This window comes from Hydrogenophaga sp. A37 (assembly GCF_002001205.1).
GTDB lineage: Bacteria > Pseudomonadota > Gammaproteobacteria > Burkholderiales > Burkholderiaceae_C > Hydrogenophaga.
Genome location: NZ_MUNZ01000107.1, coordinates 19,801 through 37,043 on the forward strand (window position 1 = coordinate 19,801; position 17,243 = coordinate 37,043).

Annotated in this window: 17 protein-coding genes; 12 read left to right on the forward strand and 5 right to left on the reverse strand. The window is 66.5% G+C overall.

Annotated features, from left to right (window positions below; genetic code table 11):
- A complete protein-coding gene (locus B0E41_RS13265) occupies positions 1–861 on the forward strand; it encodes an ABC transporter permease (RefSeq protein WP_077331629.1) in 861 nt (286 codons plus the stop codon).
- Between the two features lie 16 nt (positions 862–877).
- On the opposite strand, the gene B0E41_RS13270 is transcribed toward B0E41_RS13265, so the two are convergent.
- Positions 878–2,293 carry a reverse transcriptase family protein gene (locus B0E41_RS13270; RefSeq protein ID WP_077331646.1) on the reverse strand — a complete coding sequence of 472 codons (1,416 nt, stop codon included), beginning with the start codon at positions 2,291–2,293 and terminating at the stop codon, positions 878–880.
- A 264-nt stretch (positions 2,294–2,557) separates the two neighbouring features.
- On the opposite strand from B0E41_RS13270, the gene B0E41_RS13275 reads away from it, so the two are divergent.
- The 6 genes from B0E41_RS13275 (at position 2,558) to B0E41_RS13300 (ending at position 9,946) form a co-directional block, all read left to right on the forward strand.
- Positions 2,558–3,895: a hypothetical protein gene (locus B0E41_RS13275; protein WP_077331630.1), complete on the forward strand. Its 1,338-nt coding sequence runs from the start codon at positions 2,558–2,560 to the stop codon at positions 3,893–3,895.
- Positions 3,896–4,020: 125 nt separating this feature from the next.
- A complete protein-coding gene (locus tag B0E41_RS13280) occupies positions 4,021–5,502 on the forward strand; it encodes an aldehyde dehydrogenase (protein WP_077331631.1) in 1,482 nt (493 codons plus the stop codon).
- A 128-nt stretch (positions 5,503–5,630) separates the two neighbouring features.
- On the forward strand, positions 5,631–6,938 hold the full coding sequence (gabT, locus tag B0E41_RS13285; protein ID WP_077331632.1) for a 4-aminobutyrate--2-oxoglutarate transaminase: 1,308 nt from the start codon (positions 5,631–5,633) through the stop codon (positions 6,936–6,938).
- 101 nt (positions 6,939–7,039) lie between these two features.
- Entirely contained in the window at positions 7,040–8,386 is a 1,347-nt protein-coding gene (locus tag B0E41_RS13290) for a type III glutamate--ammonia ligase (protein ID WP_143433823.1), read from the forward strand.
- Between the two features lie 61 nt (positions 8,387–8,447).
- Entirely contained in the window at positions 8,448–9,161 is a 714-nt protein-coding gene (locus B0E41_RS13295; RefSeq protein ID WP_171984758.1) for a tetratricopeptide repeat protein, read from the forward strand.
- Positions 9,162–9,235: 74 nt separating this feature from the next.
- Positions 9,236–9,946 carry a hypothetical protein gene (locus B0E41_RS13300; protein WP_077331635.1) on the forward strand — a complete coding sequence of 237 codons (711 nt, stop codon included), beginning with the start codon at positions 9,236–9,238 and terminating at the stop codon, positions 9,944–9,946.
- On the opposite strand, the gene B0E41_RS13305 is transcribed toward B0E41_RS13300, so the two are convergent.
- Positions 9,934–10,707: a class II aldolase/adducin family protein gene (locus B0E41_RS13305; RefSeq protein ID WP_077331636.1), complete on the reverse strand. Its 774-nt coding sequence runs from the start codon at positions 10,705–10,707 to the stop codon at positions 9,934–9,936. The genes B0E41_RS13300 and B0E41_RS13305 overlap by 13 nt on opposite strands.
- 98 nt (positions 10,708–10,805) lie before the next feature.
- On the reverse strand, positions 10,806–10,997 hold the full coding sequence (locus B0E41_RS13310; protein ID WP_077331637.1) for a DUF2892 domain-containing protein: 192 nt from the start codon (positions 10,995–10,997) through the stop codon (positions 10,806–10,808).
- A 263-nt stretch (positions 10,998–11,260) separates the two neighbouring features.
- Here B0E41_RS13310 and B0E41_RS13315 point away from each other — a divergent pair, with 263 nt between their 5' ends.
- Together B0E41_RS13315 and B0E41_RS13320 are read left to right on the forward strand one after the other, a co-directional pair.
- On the forward strand, positions 11,261–12,493 hold the full coding sequence (locus B0E41_RS13315) for a hypothetical protein (protein WP_077331638.1): 1,233 nt from the start codon (positions 11,261–11,263) through the stop codon (positions 12,491–12,493).
- A gap of 46 nt (positions 12,494–12,539) precedes the next feature.
- A complete protein-coding gene (locus tag B0E41_RS13320) occupies positions 12,540–14,057 on the forward strand; it encodes a hypothetical protein (protein WP_143433825.1) in 1,518 nt (505 codons plus the stop codon).
- A gap of 40 nt (positions 14,058–14,097) precedes the next feature.
- On the opposite strand, the gene B0E41_RS13325 is transcribed toward B0E41_RS13320, so the two are convergent.
- Complete coding sequence (locus tag B0E41_RS13325) at positions 14,098–14,751, reverse strand: Crp/Fnr family transcriptional regulator (protein WP_077331640.1); 654 nt, start codon at positions 14,749–14,751, stop codon at positions 14,098–14,100.
- A gap of 134 nt (positions 14,752–14,885) precedes the next feature.
- Here B0E41_RS13325 and B0E41_RS13330 point away from each other — a divergent pair, with 134 nt between their 5' ends.
- The 3 genes from B0E41_RS13330 to B0E41_RS13340 all read left to right on the forward strand — a co-directional run bounded on the left by B0E41_RS13330 (position 14,886) and on the right by B0E41_RS13340 (position 16,763).
- Positions 14,886–15,443 carry a cytochrome b gene (locus B0E41_RS13330; protein ID WP_077331641.1) on the forward strand — a complete coding sequence of 186 codons (558 nt, stop codon included), beginning with the start codon at positions 14,886–14,888 and terminating at the stop codon, positions 15,441–15,443.
- 26 nt (positions 15,444–15,469) lie between these two features.
- Complete coding sequence (locus tag B0E41_RS13335) at positions 15,470–16,033, forward strand: YceI family protein (protein WP_077331642.1); 564 nt, start codon at positions 15,470–15,472, stop codon at positions 16,031–16,033.
- 157 nt (positions 16,034–16,190) lie between these two features.
- Entirely contained in the window at positions 16,191–16,763 is a 573-nt protein-coding gene (locus B0E41_RS13340; protein WP_077331643.1) for a YceI family protein, read from the forward strand.
- A gap of 156 nt (positions 16,764–16,919) precedes the next feature.
- On the opposite strand, the gene B0E41_RS13345 is transcribed toward B0E41_RS13340, so the two are convergent.
- Entirely contained in the window at positions 16,920–17,198 is a 279-nt protein-coding gene (locus B0E41_RS13345) for a YkgJ family cysteine cluster protein (protein ID WP_077331644.1), read from the reverse strand.
- Positions 17,199–17,243: the final 45 nt, after the last annotated feature.

Sequence of the window (17,243 nt, forward strand, 5' to 3'; positions counted from 1 at the left end):
ATGAAACAGCTCCTCGAAAAACACTTCGGCAAGGCCTGGCTGGTGGCGGTGTACCTGTTTCTGTACATCCCGCTGTTCTTCATGATCGTGTTCAGCTTCAACAGCACACGGCAGGACGCCAACTTCACCGGCTTCTCGCTGCGCTGGTACGAGGCGCTCACGCGCGACACCAAGATCGTCGAAGGCTTCTGGCTCTCGGTGAAGGTGGCGGCGGTCACGGGGGTGCTCTCAGCCATCCTCGGCACCTTCGCCGCCTTCGTGCTGGTGCGCTACCGCCGGTTCCTGGGCCGCACCGTGTTCTCGGGCATGGTCAACGCCCCGCTGGTGATGCCCGAGGTGGTGATCGGCCTGTCGCTGTTGCTGCTGATGGTGGGCGCGCAGAATGCTTTTGGCTGGCCCGAGCGTGGCATGCTGACCATCATCTTCGGCCACACCCTGCTGGGCATGGCCTACGGCATGGTGGTGATCCAGAGCCGGCTGATGGAGATGAACCGCAGCATCGAGGAAGCCGCCATGGACCTCGGCGCGCGGCCTTTCCAGGTGTTCTTCCTCATCACGCTGCCCAACATCTTCCAGGGCATCCTGGCCGCGTTCCTGCTGTCGTTCACGCTGAGTTTCGACGACGTGGTGATCTCCGAATTCCTCTCCGGCCCGGGCGTCTCCACGCTGCCGCAGGTGATCTTCGGTTACGCGCGCCGCGGCATCAACCCGACCATCTACGCCGCGGCCACGCTGCTGATCACCACCGTGACCATCGTGATCGTGGGCTACAGCGTGTGGGTGGCGCGCCAGACCCGCAAACGCGAACGCGAGATCGCAGCGGCCACGCGGGCCGAGACCAAGGCCCTGGCCGCGACGTGATCGAGGGCGCCCGCCATCAGGCGCGGGCTTCTAGCCGGGCCAGCAAGGCCTTGAGCTTGGTGATCCGCGTGGGCACCAGGTGTTGACTGGCCCAGGCCACCCGCCCTTGCAACCGCGCCTGTTCTGAGGCGTCCGCCGGGCCCGATCGTGCGGCGCGGTGCAGTTCGGCGCGCAGGCGGTCGTAGTCTTCGCGAGGCAGATTGGCGTGCTGATTGACCACCAGCCCGGTGATGCGCTGCTGCTGGTGGGCGCGCATCTGGCGCTGTTTGCCCGGGTGCAGCACGAACCCTTCATCGGCGGCGATGGCATCCACCCAGGCCTGCAGGGACCGAACCTGTTGTTGCAGTGACGCCGGGCCGGAGAACACCAGATCGTCGGCGTAGCGGGAGTAGCGCGCCCCGAAACGGTGGGCCAGCCCGTCGAGCCGCAGGTCCAGGCCGAAGGCGCACAGGTTGGCCAGCGCGGGGGAGGTGGGCGCGCCTTGCGGCAGGTGGGGCCGGGCCAGGCGCTTGGCCGCCAGAAAGTGAAGGCCACCGTCTTCGCGCAGGCGATCCCGCACGGCCGCCGGGGTTCGCGTCGTGCACAAACGGGTCAGCAGGTCCGCCGTGGGCTCGGGATAGCCCAGGCTCCGCCAAAGGGCCCGGATGCGCGCGGCACCGATGCTGGGAAAGAAGTCGCGCAGGTCAAACGCGATCACACAGGGCTGCCCTGCGTGGACCACCGCGTGGCTGTGCACGCCGCGTCCGCGCACAAAACCGTGTGCGGCCTCGTGGCAGGGCAACTGCGCCAGGCAGATGTCGAGCAGGCGGCGCTGGGTGCGTTTGAGTTCGGGCTTGGGCGCTTCAAGCAGCCGCAGGCCGCCGCTGCGCTTGGGCAGCAGGGCGTGGCGGTAGTGCGACGCCACACGCTGGTGGGGCCGTTCGCCGGACTCGCGCCAGTACAGCGAGGGGTGCGTCAGCCACGCCAGCCGCTCGGGCGTGAGGCCCAGCCCGTCCGCCCAGTCGCTGGCGTTGGGCCAGTCCGGGCGTTCGATGGCGGGCAGGCCCCAGACCGGCGGCACGGTGTGCGCGGGGCGCAGCAGCCACCGGCGGACCCGCCATGTGCTGAGGGGGCGCTTGTCCTCGTCTGGGTTGACGGCGGGGGTGTCGTCGCCTTCAGCGTCGTCGTCGGGGAAGAGGGCGCCCCAATCGGGTTGGTCGAGCAGCGCTTGGGCGAGTGTGTCCAGGGTGTCGATGGCACCGTGCCGCTGCCAGCGGGTGGCGACCGACTGGGTCAGCCGCCGCAACCACGAAGGCGGTGCGCCTTCGCACCCCAGGCAGGCGCTGGCCCGGCCCAACAAGGCGGGCGCGGTGTGCCCACCGGGGCGCTCGTGGTCGGCGAGCAGCGCGTGGGCCAGACCGATGGCCAGGCCATGGCGGTGGGATGAGGTCATGGGCGGCAGGCGGAGAAAAAGGTGGCCCCGACGTTCCAACCAGCCGGTCCGGTGCGATCTGTCCTGCGCCAGCGGCGCAGCGGGGATCGCGCGTCGTGTGTCCAGGGAATCGTGTGTCGCCGTGGGGATGCCCCACAGCCCGAAAACGTCGAGCGTCTTCGAGGGTTCTTGAAACGCCAGGGCCGTCGGCATTGTGTCAGACGGTGCGGTGGGCGTGCTGCGTTAAGCTGCGCGGGCTTCGGCCCTCCCCACACCCCACCGACCATGAACCTCCGCGACGGCCGCCTCTGGCTGGCTGGCCTGTACCTGCTGCATTTCGCGGCCCTGCACCAAGGGTTCCACGCGATCTACCTGGACGCCGACCAGCTGCTGGTGGCCGACCAGGCGAAGTGGATGTCGCAAGGCAACTTCTTCGAGCCCTTCTTTTTCGGACAGGCCTACCTGTTGCCGTTCGAGGCCTATCTGGCGGTGCCGCTGGTCTGGGCCGGGCTGAGCCCGCTGACGGCGGTGAAGGTGATGGCGGCGCTGTTCTTCTACCTTCCGTTTGCCTGGACGGCCTGCGCGCACGCGAAGGACCGGCCCTGGGTGTCGGTGGCGGTGACGCTGCTGTTCTTCGCGCTGCCGATGGAGTACCTGCTGGCCGCGCCGATGCCGCGTGGCTTCATCGTCGCGTGTGCGCTGGCCTGGCTGGGTTTACGGGCCTTGCTGCTGGACCGTGACCAGGCATGGGCGCCGGTGCTGGCCTGGGGCGCACTGGTCGGGTTCTGCCTGGGCTCGTACACCAGCGTGGCCTTGATGCTCCCGGCGCTGGTGCTGATCGACGACCGGCGGCGCCTGCTGCAGGCGGGCCTGGGCCTCGCCCTGGGTTACGCGCTGTTCAAGGGCGTGGCGCTGTTTTACGCGTTCAACCCGGAGCACGTGGTGCACCGCTTCCCCGCGCTGCGCTTCACGCGCGGCCACTTCTGGTCCCACATCAGCAACCCGACCATCGCCCCGGCTTTTGCCTGGCTGGTGGGGCTGGGCGCGGCGGCGTGTGCGGCGGTCATGGCCCTGTACCGGCCGGACGAAGCACAACGGCGGGCGTGGGCTTCAAGGCTCGCGCTGCTGGCCCTGGGGCTGGCCGGCGTGATCGGCCTGATGTTGTCCACCAACAAGATCGCCGACTTCAACGCCGGCACGCCGTTCTACTCGGTCTACCGCCTGGTGCTGCCCTTGCCCTACCTGGCGCTGCTGGTGATGTCGGCTTCAGCGCTGCGCTCGACGGTGGTGGTTCGGCCGCCCGCGCCCGCGACCACGGTGGCGCTGGGCGTGCTGTTCATCGGCTTGCTGGGCTGGCAGGCGGTGGAGGCCCAGCGCGACCGCGACGCGCTGGCGCTGCTGACCTCCACCGTGCCCCCCTTGCCCTACGACCGGCTGGAACGCCAGTGCGCCCGGCTGACCGAGGCGCTGCGGGTGTCGGGCCAGCCCTACTACACGCTGCGGGGGCGCAACGACGCGCTGGCTTACGGTTGCAGCGCGCAGTTCGGCCTGCCGGTGATGCAGACCACCTTTGAGCGGCGGACCTGGCTGCGGGCGCACCTGGAGCGGGCGGCCCAGCCCTGAGGGAGTGGCTTGCTCGCCGGCCTGAGCCGAGGCCAATGGCACGATGCCGCGAGCGCAAAGTGGTCATGTTCTTGTCGTGTATTCGGGCGTAGCATGGTGCCACTTTCCCCGCCTGAACCCTGCCCATGACCGACACCTCCACCTCTTTGACCTTCGACGGCCGTGCCGTCATCAACGGCGAACGCGCGGCCGCGCGCGACGGCCAGACCTTTGATTGCATCTCCCCGGTGGACGGCCGTGTGCTCACGCAGGTGGCGCGCGGTGGCCAGGCAGACATCGACGCGGCGGTGGCCGCTGGCCGCGCGGCGTTTGAGGACCGGCGCTGGAGCGGCATGGCGCCCGCGCAGCGCAAGCGCGTGATGATCAAGTTCGCCGACCAACTGCTGGCGCACGCCGACGAGCTGGCGCTGACCGAAACGCTGGACATGGGCAAGCCGGTGAAATACGCGCGCGCCGTGGACGTGAACAGCGCGGCCAACTGCATCCGCTGGTACGGCGAGGCGGTGGACAAGGTGTACGACGAGATCGCTCCCACGCCGAGCAATTCGCTGGCGCTGATCACGCGCGAGCCGGTGGGCGTGGTGGGCATCATCGTGCCCTGGAACTACCCCATGATCATGGCGGCCTGGAAGATCGCGCCGGCCCTGGCCGCGGGCAACTCGGTGGTGTTGAAGCCGTCGGAGAAAAGCCCGCTCACCGCGCTGCGGCTGGCCGAGCTGGCGCTGGCCGCCGGCATTCCGCCCGGCGTGTTCAACGTGGTGCCGGGTTTCGGCACCGAAGCCGGCTCGCCGCTGGCGCTGCACATGGACGTGGACTGCATCGCCTTCACCGGCAGCACGCGCGTGGGCAAGCAGATCCACGTGATGGCCGGGCAGAGCAACCTGAAACGCGCCTGGACCGAGCTCGGCGGCAAGTCGCCCAACATCGTGTTCGCCGATTGCCCGGACCTCGACCGCGCGGTGGAAGCCGCCGTGGGCAGCATCTTCTTCAACCAGGGCGAGAGCTGCAACGCGCCCTCGCGCCTGTTCGTCGAGGCCTCGATCAAGGACGCGTTCCTGGAAAAGGCCTTGAAGCTGATGCCGAACTACCAGCCCGGCAACCCGCTGGACAAGGGCACGGTGATGGGCGCCATCGTCGATCAGATGCAGCTGGACAACGTGATGCGTTACATCGGCCTGGGCCAGAGCGAGGGCGCGCAGCTGATCGCAGGCGGTGCGCTGGCTTCACCCGTGGCGGGCGGTTGTTATGTGCAGCCCACCATCTTTGACGGCGTGACGCCGCAGATGACGATTGCGCGCGAAGAGATCTTTGGCCCGGTGCTCGCTGTGCAGAGCTTCACCGACGCGGCCGACGTGGTGCGCGCCGCGAACAGCAGCGTCTACGGCCTGCAGGCGGGCGTGTGGACGCGCGACATCAACAAGGCGCACGGCGTGGCCCGCGCGCTGCGCGCCGGTACGGTGCATGTGAACCAGTACGACGAAGACGACATCACCGTGCCGTTTGGTGGCTTCAAGCAGAGCGGGGTGGGGCGAGATAAGTCGCTGCACGCGTTTGATAAGTACACGGAAACCAAGACGACCTGGATACGGATCGATAGCCCCGTGTAACGGAGCCCCCCCGCCGCTTCGCGTCACCCCCCGGAGGGGGCGGCACTGGCGGCCTGGCAAAGCCAGTTCCGCGGTGCCCTTGGCAAAGACAGCTCGCGCCGCCTTGTTTGCAATTGAAGGAGACCCCCATGAACGCACCGCAGAAACCTGAAAACCTGAACGCGCCCCACACCAACGCCGCCTGGCACCAGCGCCGCCTCGATGCCACGCCGCGTGGCGTGGGTGTGATGGGTGACTTCTTCATCGACCGCGCGAAGAACGCTGAGTTCTGGGACATCGAAGGCCGGCGCTTCATCGACTTCGCGGGTGGCATCGCGGTGCTCAACACCGGCCATGTGCACCCCAAGGTACAGGCGGCGATAGCCGATCAGTTGCAGCGCTTCACGCACAGCTGTTACCAGGTCGTGCCCTACGCCGAGTACGTGGCGCTGGCCGAGCGCATCAACGCCATCGTGCCCATTGAAGGCAAGGTCAAGACGGCTTTCTTCTCCACCGGTGCGGAGGCCATTGAAAACGCGGTGAAGATCGCGCGCTCGTCCACGGGGCGCAGCGGCGTGATCGCCTTTGGCGGCGCCTTCCACGGCCGCAGCATGTTCTCGGTGGCGCTCACCGGCAAGGTCCAGCCCTACAAGGCAGGCTTCGGCCCCTTCCCGCCCGAGATTTACCACGTGCCGTTTCCTGCGGAAGGCGCCCCGCTGGAGGACACGCAGAAGGCGATGGAGCAGGTGTTCAAGTGCGACATCGAGCCCTCGCGCGTGGCGGCCATCGTGTTTGAACCGGTGCAGGGTGAGGGTGGCTTCAACCCGATCCAGAAGGACGCCGTGTTGTGGCTGCGCGCATTGTGTGACCAGCACGGCATCCTGCTGATCGCCGACGAGGTGCAGACCGGCTTCGCACGCACCGGCAAGATGTTTGCCATGGAGCACTACGGCGTGTCGCCCGACCTGATGACGATGGCGAAAAGCATGGCCGGCGGCACCACGCTGTCGGCTGTGAGTGGCAAGGCCGCCATCATGGACGGCCCGGCGCCGGGCGGCTTGGGTGGCACCTACGCCGGCAACCCGCTGGCGATTGCCGCGTCGCACGCCGTGCTCGACGTGATGGCCGAAGAGAAACTGCCCGAGCGCGCGCAGCTGCTGGGCGAACGGCTGGTGGCGCACCTGCACCGCTCGAAGGCGGGCTACGCGCGCATCGGCGACGTGCGCGGCCTGGGCGCCATGGTGGCTTGCGAGTTCATCGATCCCGCCACCGGCGCGCCCGACGCCGACACCACGAAGCAGGTGCAGGCCGCCGCCCTGAAGCGCGGCCTGCTGCTGCTGACCTGCGGCGTGTACGGCAACGTGATCCGCTACCTGTTCCCACTGACGATCGAAGACAGCGTGTTCGCCGAAGCCTTGAGCGTGCTCGACGAGGCGATGGCCGAGGTGCTCGCTTGATACGGGTTCGCCTTCAAACGCAGCACGGCGTTGGTTCGCCTTGCCGTGCTAAAGCACTGTCTGCGGCTCCCGCCTTGTTCTGCGCTTGAATGCGAACCCGTATGAGCACAGCCGCTGATCATTCGCTGACCGAGCGCATGGGTGCCTTGCGCGCGCAGGGCATCCACTCCATCCTCACCACCTTCACCGACCTGCACGGCGTGCCGAAGGGCAAGCTGGTGCCGCTCGAAGCGCTGCCCGACGCGGTGGCCACGGGCGCGGGTTTTGCCGGCCCCAGCATCTGGGGCACGGGCCTGCCGCGCATGGGCGCGCGCGGCGAGTACTACGGGCGCGTGGTGCCTGAGAGCCTGCGTCCATTGCCCTTCATGCCCGGCGTGGCGCACGCGGTGTGCGACGGCTTCGCGGGTGGTGAGCCGCTGGACACCTGCTCGCGGCAATTGCTGAAGCACCAGTTGAATCGACTGCGCGAACGCGGCTGGGCCTTTCACGTCGGCATCGAGCCGGAGTTCTTTCTGTTGAAGCGAGACGCGCAGGGCTGTTGGGGCGTGGCCGACGGTGAAGACCGACTTCACAAACCGTCCTACGACCTGAAGGCGATCCACCGCAATTTCGGTTTCCTCGACGACATGCGCCGTCACCTCACGGCGCTGGGCTTCGAGCTGCAGCAAATGGACCACGAAGACGCCGTGGGCCAGTACGAGATCAACTACCGGCACGATGAAGCGTTGGCGGCTGCTGACCGTTACCAGCTCTTCAAACTCACCGCGCAGGCGGTGGCGCAGCAGCACGGCACCACCTTCAGCTGCATGCCCAAACCGCTGGCCGGCGCGCCGGGCAGCGGCCTGCATTTCCACATCAGCCTGACCGACGCGCAGGGCCATGCGGTGATGGCCGACCCGGCCGGTGCGCTGGGCCTGAGCACGGCGGGCCACCAGTTTGCTGCCGGCCTGATCCACCACGCCGACGCGCTGGCCGCGCTCTGCGCGCCCACGGTCAACAGCTACAAGCGCCTGGCCAGCAGCGCCAGCGCCTCGGGCACCACCTGGTCGCCGGTGTGGAAGACGGTGGGCGACAACAACCGCACCTGCCTCGTGCGCACCGTGGCCGGCCGCATCGAATGGCGCCTGCCCGACCCGTCGTGCAACGTGTACGCCGCGCTCGCAGCCACGCTGTCCGCCGGACTGGACGGCATCCACCGCGAACTGCCTGCGCCCGACGCTTGCGACGAAGACCTCTACCAGCGACAGGCCAGCGACCAGCCCATGCCGCCGCGCCTGCCGCGCGACCTGTTTGAGGCCCTGGCCGCGCTGCGCAGCGACGCGATCTTGTGTGACGACCTCGGCACGGCGTTCTGCGAACAGTTCCTCGCGCTCAAGCAGGCCGAGTGGGACGCGTATGCGCAGCAGGTCAGCGGGTGGGAGCTGGAGCGCTACGCGGACGGGTTCTGAAGCTCCTCGACGACATCAGACCTCTCACCGCGACCGCCTCGGCCCGCTTTACGATGCGGTCATGGACACGTTGACCCGTTCGGATATGAAAAGCTGGAAGTTGGCCGCTGCTCGTGGCGAAGCCGAAGCCCAGTGGATGCTGGGCTATTGGTATGAAGAGGGTGCCTGTGATGCAACCGGCGTGGTGCTGATCGCACCGAAGGCGAAGTCGGCGCTGCGGTGGTATCAGGCTGCTGCAGAGCAGGGTCACGCCAGTGCACAGGCCGCCATGAGCCGTTTGTTGAGCAGCGCCGTGGACGTTTCACCAGCGTTTGATCAGGCCATTGCCTGGGGGAAGAGAGCGGTCGCCCAAGGAGATGCCTCGGCGGCGTTCAATTTGGGCACCATTTATCGGGACCTCGGAAAACCCAGAACGGCGTTCAACTGGTACCAGCGGGCCGCGGCGATGGGCGACCACGATGCTTTTTTGCAGCTGGGCCTGTGCCATCTGTTTGGCTGGGGTGTTCCACAAGACAGGGATGCAGCCTGGTCTGCACTGGTCAGCGTCCTGGACGCCGATCCGAGCACCACTTGTCAGCGCTCGCGGGAAGATGCCACGTACTGGCTTGCCGTCATGGACTTGCTGGGAGGTCGACACACCCAGCGTTCCATGGCGCCCGTTCGGGAGCGCCTGGAAGTGGCGAACGCTGATGAAGACCACGAACAGGCCAATGCGCTGCTGAACCTGATCGGAAAGAGTCGGCAAATGGTCAAGAGGCCGAGGAAACGTTCATGAGGCCTGGTTGGAACCCGGGACGGCGCAACCGGCATGTGGGCACCAAAGCCCACGGACAAGGGCAGGACAACCGGATGAAGATTCCTGAGCGAGCCGGGGATGAGCGCGTGTTCTTTGAGCGGTTGAAAGATCCAGTGGTGCTGACTCGGCGCATCGGTGAGCGGGATATCCGATTCATCGTCGAGCCGACACCGCCGAGGTACTTCTATCCCTGTTCGGTGGACGACGCATGTCGTGTGCTGGGCGCCATCGCGACGTCTGTGCGCGACCTCGAATTCGTGGTCTTCCGTCATCCCAGCAGCAAACAGCGCCTGTTGAGGCCAGTCTGGGGGCGAGCGGTGTTTTGGTATGAATTCAGGAAACAACATGGCGCCGCGGTGATCATCGAATCACAGCGCCCCGGCATGGTTCGATGGAACCGATCGCAAGGACCGGACGGGCGTGCGGAGCTGGACCGTTTGCGAGCCGACGGTCACCGGGTTGAGCGAACGCGGCGCGGTTACGAGGTCCACCAGACACCCGAATCCATGCGGAATACGGTGCTGTTTCGCACCTTGCTGCACGAGGTTGGTCACCACGTGGATTTCGACCGAAGCGACGTCGAGACCTGGAAGGGCAAGAACAGTCGGGTCAAGGAGGACTACGCCCATCGTTTTGCAGGGATGGCGGTGGCCTACCTGAGCAACGAAGGCCACGTGCCATTTCCTCCGCTGCTGGACCACGAATCCATGCGCCACGAAGGTTTGGATCCAGCTTGGTTCGTGGCGGATCCTCAAGTCTTGTAGCCCGGGTCCAGCCGCTCCACCTTGCGCAGCAGCGCCGGCCACGCGAGCTGTGCGCCCTGGCCCGCGGTCGCGATCTTCATCACCTCGGCCATGCCGGCGAGGATGCGCGGGTCCACCTGCGTGAGCTCACCGCCACCGGCCAGCGCGTCGATCTGGATGCGGCAGGTGTTCTCGAAGGTGTACATGGAGAGGAAGGCCTCGGGGATCGAGGTGCCCACGGTCAGCAGGCCGTGGTTGCGCAGCACCAGGAAGTTGGCTTTGCCCAGGTCGGCCTGCAGGCGCGGCTTCTCATCGGGCCGAAAGGCCACACCCTCGTAGCCGTGGTAGGCCAGCGAGGCCAGCACAAAAGTGCTCTGCTGGCTGATGGGGAGGATGCCCGCCTTCTGCGCGCTCACGCCCACGCCAGCGCGCGTGTGGGTGTGCAGCACGCATTGGGCTTCGGGCCGCGCCTCGTGCACCGCGCTGTGGATCACGAAGCCGGCCGGATTGACCGGGAAGGGTGAGTCGATCAGCTTGTTGCAGGCCATATCGACCTTGACCAGGCTGCTCGCCGTGATCTCGTCGAACATCAGGCCGTAGGGGTTGATCAGGAACTGGTGTTCGCCGCCGGTCACGCTGTCGGGCAACTTGGCGCTGATGTGGGTGAAGACCAGATCGGTCCAGCCGTAGGCCGCCACCAACCGGTAGCAGGCCGCGAGGTCGCAGCGCAGCTGCCATTCTTCGGCGCTGACGGTGTTCTTGAGCGAGGGGATGTTGAGCATGCAGTGTCTCCTGTGCCGCGTCGGGGTGCGCGGCTGAGCGCGACATGGTCGCGCGGAGAGGGCAGGCGGGCTGTCCCGGGTCGGACAGCCCGGGGGGATCACTTCTTCATGCTGCAAGTGTTGAAGCCCAGCATCGCGTAGGGCGGGCACCAGCCCATCAGGCCGGTGAGCAGCGGCACCACGCCGACGTAGCCCCAGAGGCCGATGTTGCCGGTGGCTGCGGCGGCGATGAGGGCCAGGCCGACGACGATGCGCAGGGTGCGGTCGACGCCGCCAACGTTTTTGGTCATGTGAGTGCTCCAGTGAAGTGAAAGGGACTTGGGGCCACCGCTGGCCGGAGGGCCTGGCGGAGGGCTTGGGTGCATTGGACGGGTTTGCGCAGGACCAGTCTGTGACCGCGGTCACACTGTGGGTGGCGCTCCCGATGGGCGCCGCGCCGAGCCCGCCTACCTTGTTTGGGGGATGGACGGCTGTCCATATATCCAGATGATCCCGGAGCTCTCCCCGTGTTTTTCCAGGTGACCACGTGCAATCAACCGCTTCTCCCTTGCCCATGACCCGCTGGGTCGTTCGGGTCTTCTTGCTCGCCGCTGTGCTGGGCCTGTCTGCTTGCGCGCCCACCGTGCCGCGCTTTGGCAACTTCGGCGGGCCGATGGCTCCCGTCAGCCAACCGACGCCTGCCAGCGATGACGAGTGCGCCGTTGCACTGCCCCAGTCCATCTGCTGGACCCCGGTGCAGGCGCGTTTTCACCCCGATGGCCAGCACATGGTGGTCAACCTGTGCAGCAACCGACGCGGTGCGATTTATTACTGCCGGTTGGTCGAATACCGCATGGCCGACCAGCGCTGGCGGCTGTTGCCGGGGCAGGAAGAGGGCAAGAGCTACCAGTACCCCAGCTACGCCCACGACGGCAAGACGCTGGTGTTTGGTGTGGCCACCTGCCAGCAACCCGACTGCAAAGAGAACATCGGCCATGGTCAGCTGGCGACCATGGAGGTGAAAGCCGCGGCGGGCGCTGACACCGTGTACGGCCCCATCAAGCTGCTGCCGGTCCACGGCGTGAGCCGCCCCAACTTCAGCCCCGACGACCAGGAAATTCTGTACTGGCGCAGCCACCACCAGGCCCGTCTGGCCAGCGGACGCAGCATCGGCAGCATCTCGGTGTTTGGCTACCGGCCCGCGACCGATGAAGAGCGCAACCTGGTTCCCGGGCTGCACACCGAGACGGCCAAGGTGCATTTCATCAACGCGCTCTCAGGGCCGCGTTACTCGCTGGATGGCCGTGTGATTCGGTTCATGGCACAGGACGATGGTTTTTGGGCGAAGGATTTGCAGGCTGTTCGTGCGGGCGTCGGGGACGTGGCGTACGACGTGAAGACTGGGCGCGCCGTCGACCGAGAATTTTTTGGCGTGACCGAAGGGCTTGGGCGGGTGTACGCCGAACACCCAACGCAGGGCATTCTGGCCGGAGCGGGCAACCTTCGGCTGGTGGACCTGCAGCCACCCCATGCGACGCGCGTGGCGTTCTTCTCGCCGAAACCGTCCCAGGTCTCCGATGCCGACATGGATCGGGCAGGCCTGTTGGCCGTGGCGCTCTCCGGGGTGCAGGCGACCTTTCCTCGGGGACCCGTGAATGGTCTGAAACGTGACCATTGGCTTTGGGCCGACGAGCACCGTGGGGCAGCGAAAACGGAAAGGACCGTCCCCGTGTTCTCCTTGGTGCGCATCAAGACCCGTGAAGTGCAAGCCGTGCAGTGGCCCAACGTTGAAAGTCTGAAGCCTTAAAAATTCGCGTCGATAGAACAACAAGCAAGCAGGAGGAGGAAACACCATGAGCGAGACCACTCGCCCCACCGCCCCGGGCCCTGGCGGTCTTGTACCCCGTTTCGGTATGTACGCCGGCCCCAACTACGCCGGGGGCCGGGCATTGCGACCGGGTGAGACGCTCAGCGCAGAAGACTGGGGTGTGCCGCCCGTCGGGTTCCTGGACGATGTGACCCGTAACCACGACATCAACTACACGTACATCGAGAAGGTCTACACCGGCAACGACGCTGCCAGCCGGTCCGCCCGGAACCAGGCCCTGTGGCAGGCCGACAAGGAGATGCTGGGCAACATGCTGCGCCACCAACCCGGCAACTGGCTCGAGGCCCAGTACCGCGACGCGGCGATCAAGGCCTTTGTGGCCAAGGCCGACACGTCTTACCGCCCGCACGTGGACGTGGTCAGCGAGTGGAACCGCGATCTGGCGGGCATCGACCTCCAATTCCCCAGCTTGTCGGCCAGCGAATCGGGGCGCGCCCAATGGAAGGTGTTCGGGCTGGTGCATTCGGGGGCGACCTACACCAGCACCGGCATGGAATCGCTGTCGACCAGCGGCGTCAACACCCAGGTGGCGATGCTGTTCAACACCCACCTGCGTCCTGGCCACATCGACCCCCTTAAGCCCTCCTCAAAGGACCATGCCTACCCCGAAACTGACCGGAACGATTCGCGCCGGATTCTGGTGCCGAAGCGTGACCCCACCAACCCCTATGTGTTTACAGCAGAGGGCCACATCGACGGAAAACGGGTGACGGTCTGGTACGACCAGGAAAGCATGAAGCTGGTTCGAACCGTTTATAGCGGTGATCAAATTGAGTCAGAAACCACTTGTCAAGGCCACCCGGTCACGGATGAGCAGGGCAAGAGATATGGTTATGCCAACTACGAAGTGTCCCGGCTGAATCACGTCAACGGCAAACCCCATGGCGATCCCGTCAAACTGCCCACGATCAAGGCCCCCGAAACACCGCCGCTGCAAGAGAGTGAACACACCCGCGCCATCAAGCCCAACGTTGAACAGGGTCAAGACGCCCAGTTCCCCGACAAACCAACGACCGCCGACCGCGCCTGGCACAGCGGCGAGCGCGCCGCACCCCAGCCAGCCGCACCCGATGACCACCCAGCCGCAGCCGCCCAGCCCACACCCTCGCAAACCTCACAGGCCCAGCAGTTCAAAGACCAGCTCGGCCCGAAGCTGGCCCAGCTGGGCATGAGCGAGCAGCAGATCAACACCTTGGCCGCCGCGGCGGTCAAGGCGCAAACCCGGTTTGCGGGGCAGGGCGATGTCCAGGGTTACTACCTGAGCAAGGACGGCAGCACGATTGCCCTGCGCCAGGCCTACCCGCCGCTGCGGGAATTCACGGTCGAGTCGGCGTTGGGTCGGAGCGAACAGGGGCATTGGGCCGAAGCGCAGGCCATGGGCGCGACGAGCCAAGTGGCGGTCCCAGCGCCAGAACGCGACACTCAGCCGGCGCCGCAGGTGGCCATGCCCAACACCGCGGCATCGAGCGCAGCACGCGTTTGAAGGGCGCCGCCGCGGCCCCGCGCAGCAGCGGTGCCGGCGCTCAGCCGCCTTGTCCCGCTGCCAGCGCGCGCAGCCCGGCGCTGTCGCGGATGGTGATGCTCTCGCGTGAGAGCTCGACCAGGCCGTCGCGCTCGAAGCGGTGCAGCAGGCGGGTGACGATCTCGCGCACCGTGCCCAGTTCGTCGGCCAGCGCCTGGTGGGTGGTCTTGCGCTGCTGGCCGTGGCCGAGCAGGGCGTTGGCCAGGCGGCTGTCGAGCTTCTGGAAGGCGATGGCTTCGATCAGGCCGGTGAGGTCGGCCATGCGGGCGGCGAACAGGCCGAGCACATAACTGCGGAAGGCCTCGTTGCCCAGGGCGGCGTGGAAATCGGGCGGCGACAGCAGGCACAGCGTGGTGTCGCAGGTGGAGACGCCGTGTGCGGTGAGCGGTTGGTCGGCGAAGAGGCCGGCAGAGGACACAAGGCACATCTCGCCCGGGGTCACGCGGTAGAGCTCCAGCTCGCGGCCGTTGGCGGCGCTGCGCGAGACGCGCACCTCGCCGACGAGCACCAGCGGGAAGCCCTGGCAGGGATCGTTTTCGCGGAAGAGCCGGGTGCCCGCCGGCACGGTCATGGGCGTGAGCCGGGCCAGCAGCGGGTGCAGCGCGCCCAATGCCGGATACAGCGTCAGCAGGTCGGGCGGGGCGGTGGCGGGCATCGGCGCATTGTAGGAGGAGACCCAGCGAAGGGGTGGGTGATCCGAACGGGCGAGCAAAGTTCGTTCGAAATATTTGAATGAAGGCTTCAAGGCATTTCACCCTTGGCGCGCGAGGGGCTCCCTACACTGCCGCCATGTCTCAAGATTCCGTCACCCGCTATCACCCGCTGGCCCGCGCGCTGCACTGGCTGCTGGCCCTGGGCCTGGTGGGCAATTTTGCCCTGGGCCTGTACATGGCCGACCTGCCGTTTTCGCCCGCCCGCTTGCAGTATTACAGCTGGCACAAGTGGGCCGGTGTGCTGGTGCTCACTTTCTCGGCGGTGCGCCTGCTCACGCGTCTCATGGCGGCGCCGCCGCCGCTGCCCAAGGCCATCGAGTCCGCGATGCCGGCCTGGCAGCGCATGGCCCACCACGCCACGCACCACGGCCTGTACGCGTTGTTTTTCGCGGTGCCGCTGCTGGGCTGGACCTACAGCTCGGCCGCCGGCTTCCCCATCGTGCTGTTCGGCCTGTGGCAGTTGCCCGACTTCGTGCCGGTGAGCGAGTCGCTGTCTGACGTGCTGAAAGAGTTGCATCAGATCTCGGCCTTCGCCATGGCCGCCCTGGTGCTGCTGCACATCGGCGGCGCGCTAAAACACCACTTTATCGACCGCGACAGCCTGCTGCAACGCATCGGTTTTGGTCGCAGCTGATCCTTGTTTTCCAGGAATCTCTACATATGAACACCCGTTGGTTGTCCCTGGCGCTGGTCGCCGCAAGCCTCTCCCCGCTGGGCGCCCAGGCGCAGCAGGCACTGATCCCCGCGCAGAGCGAGGTGGCATTCACCAGCCGCCAGATGGGCGTGCCGGTGGACGGCAAATTCAAGACCTTCAGCGCCCAGGTGGCGTTTGACCCGGCCAAGCTGGCAACCAGCCAGATCGCCTTCACGGTGGACACCGGCAGTGCCGACATCAGCCGCGAAGCCAACGCCGAGCTGCCCAAGGCCACCTGGTTCAACGTGGCGGCCTTCCCCAAGGCGACGTTCACTTCCAGCAGCATCAAGCGCCTGGACGCCAATAAGTTTGAGGTGACCGGCAAGCTCAGCATCAAGGGTGTGAGCAGCGATGTGGTGATGCCCGTCACGCTGGCGCAGAACGGCGCCACCACCACGGCCACCGGCGCCTTCCCGATCAAGCGCCTGACCTTCCGCATCGGCGAGAAGGAGTGGGCCGACACCTCGATGGTGGCCGACGAAGTTCAAGTCAAATTCAAGATTGCGCTCACTGGCGTGAACAAGTTGTAACCCCCCCTGCGCCGCTGTGCGTCTTCTCCCCAAGGGGGACGGCCCTGGTGGCCTGGCAAAGCCAGTTCCACGGGGCCCTTGACCAGATACCCGCGCGCCGGAAGCTTTTCGGCGCTTTTCCGTTTCTTTCCACCAACCCGAACCTAGGAGTTCATCCATGCGCACTTCCCTGACCTTGCTGGCCGCGGCCGCCGTTCTGTCCACCGCCGGCATCGCCCAGGCTGCCGATTACGCGATCGACCCGACGCACACCTTCGCGACCTTCGAGATCGGCCACTTCGGCGCCAGCGTGAACCGCGCGCGTTTCGACAAGAAAGAAGGCAAGGTCAGCTTCGACAAGGCCGCCAAGACCGGCTCAGTCGACCTCAGCATCGACATGACATCGGTGAACTCCGGTACCGCCATGTTCGACAAGCACCTGCAAAGCCCCGAAATCTTCGACGCCGCCAAGTTCCCCAAGGCGCAGTTCGTGTCGAGCAAGTTTGTGTTCAATGGCGACAAGGTCGCTTCCGTTGAAGGCAACCTGACCATCGCCGGCAAGACCCAGCCCGTGACGATGAAGGCCAACCAGTTCGCCTGCTACGAGAACCCCATGCTCAAGCGTGAAGTTTGCGGTGGCGATTTCGAAACCACCATCGACCGCACCGCCTTCGGCGTGAACTACGGCGTGGACTGGGGCTTCCCGAAGAGCGTTCGCCTGGTGATGCAGGTCGAAGCCGTAAAACAGTAACCCCCTGCGCCGCTTTGCGGCTTCCCCCCTGAGGGGGGACCACGCCCTGTGGCCCGGCGGAGCCGGTTCCACGGCGTGTGCTGGGTGGGGCATTCGCCTCCGGTGAGGCTTGTTTCGCAGTGCTGTTTGTTCAAGGCCCGCTTGTGCGGGCCTTTGTCATGGTCTTGTGGCTTGCTCCAGGCGCTCCAGAAAATGGAGCGCGCGTTCGCGTGTGTCGCCGCACATCTCGGCGCTCGGCGGCAGGGAGCTGCACACCTTGGGCCGCTCGGGCAGACCAAACAGTCGGCAGCGCAAAGCATCGTCCAGGTGCGGGCAGGGCACGCCTGCTGGCTTGCCGTTCGGCAGACCGGGCATCGGGCTGCTGATCGAAGGAGCGATGCAGCAGGCCGCACAGCCGGGGCGGCAGGCGAGGGTGGGTGCGGAAGTTGCTGGCATGGCCCCCGATTGTCATGGGTTCAGCGCCGGTCGGGCGCTACACTC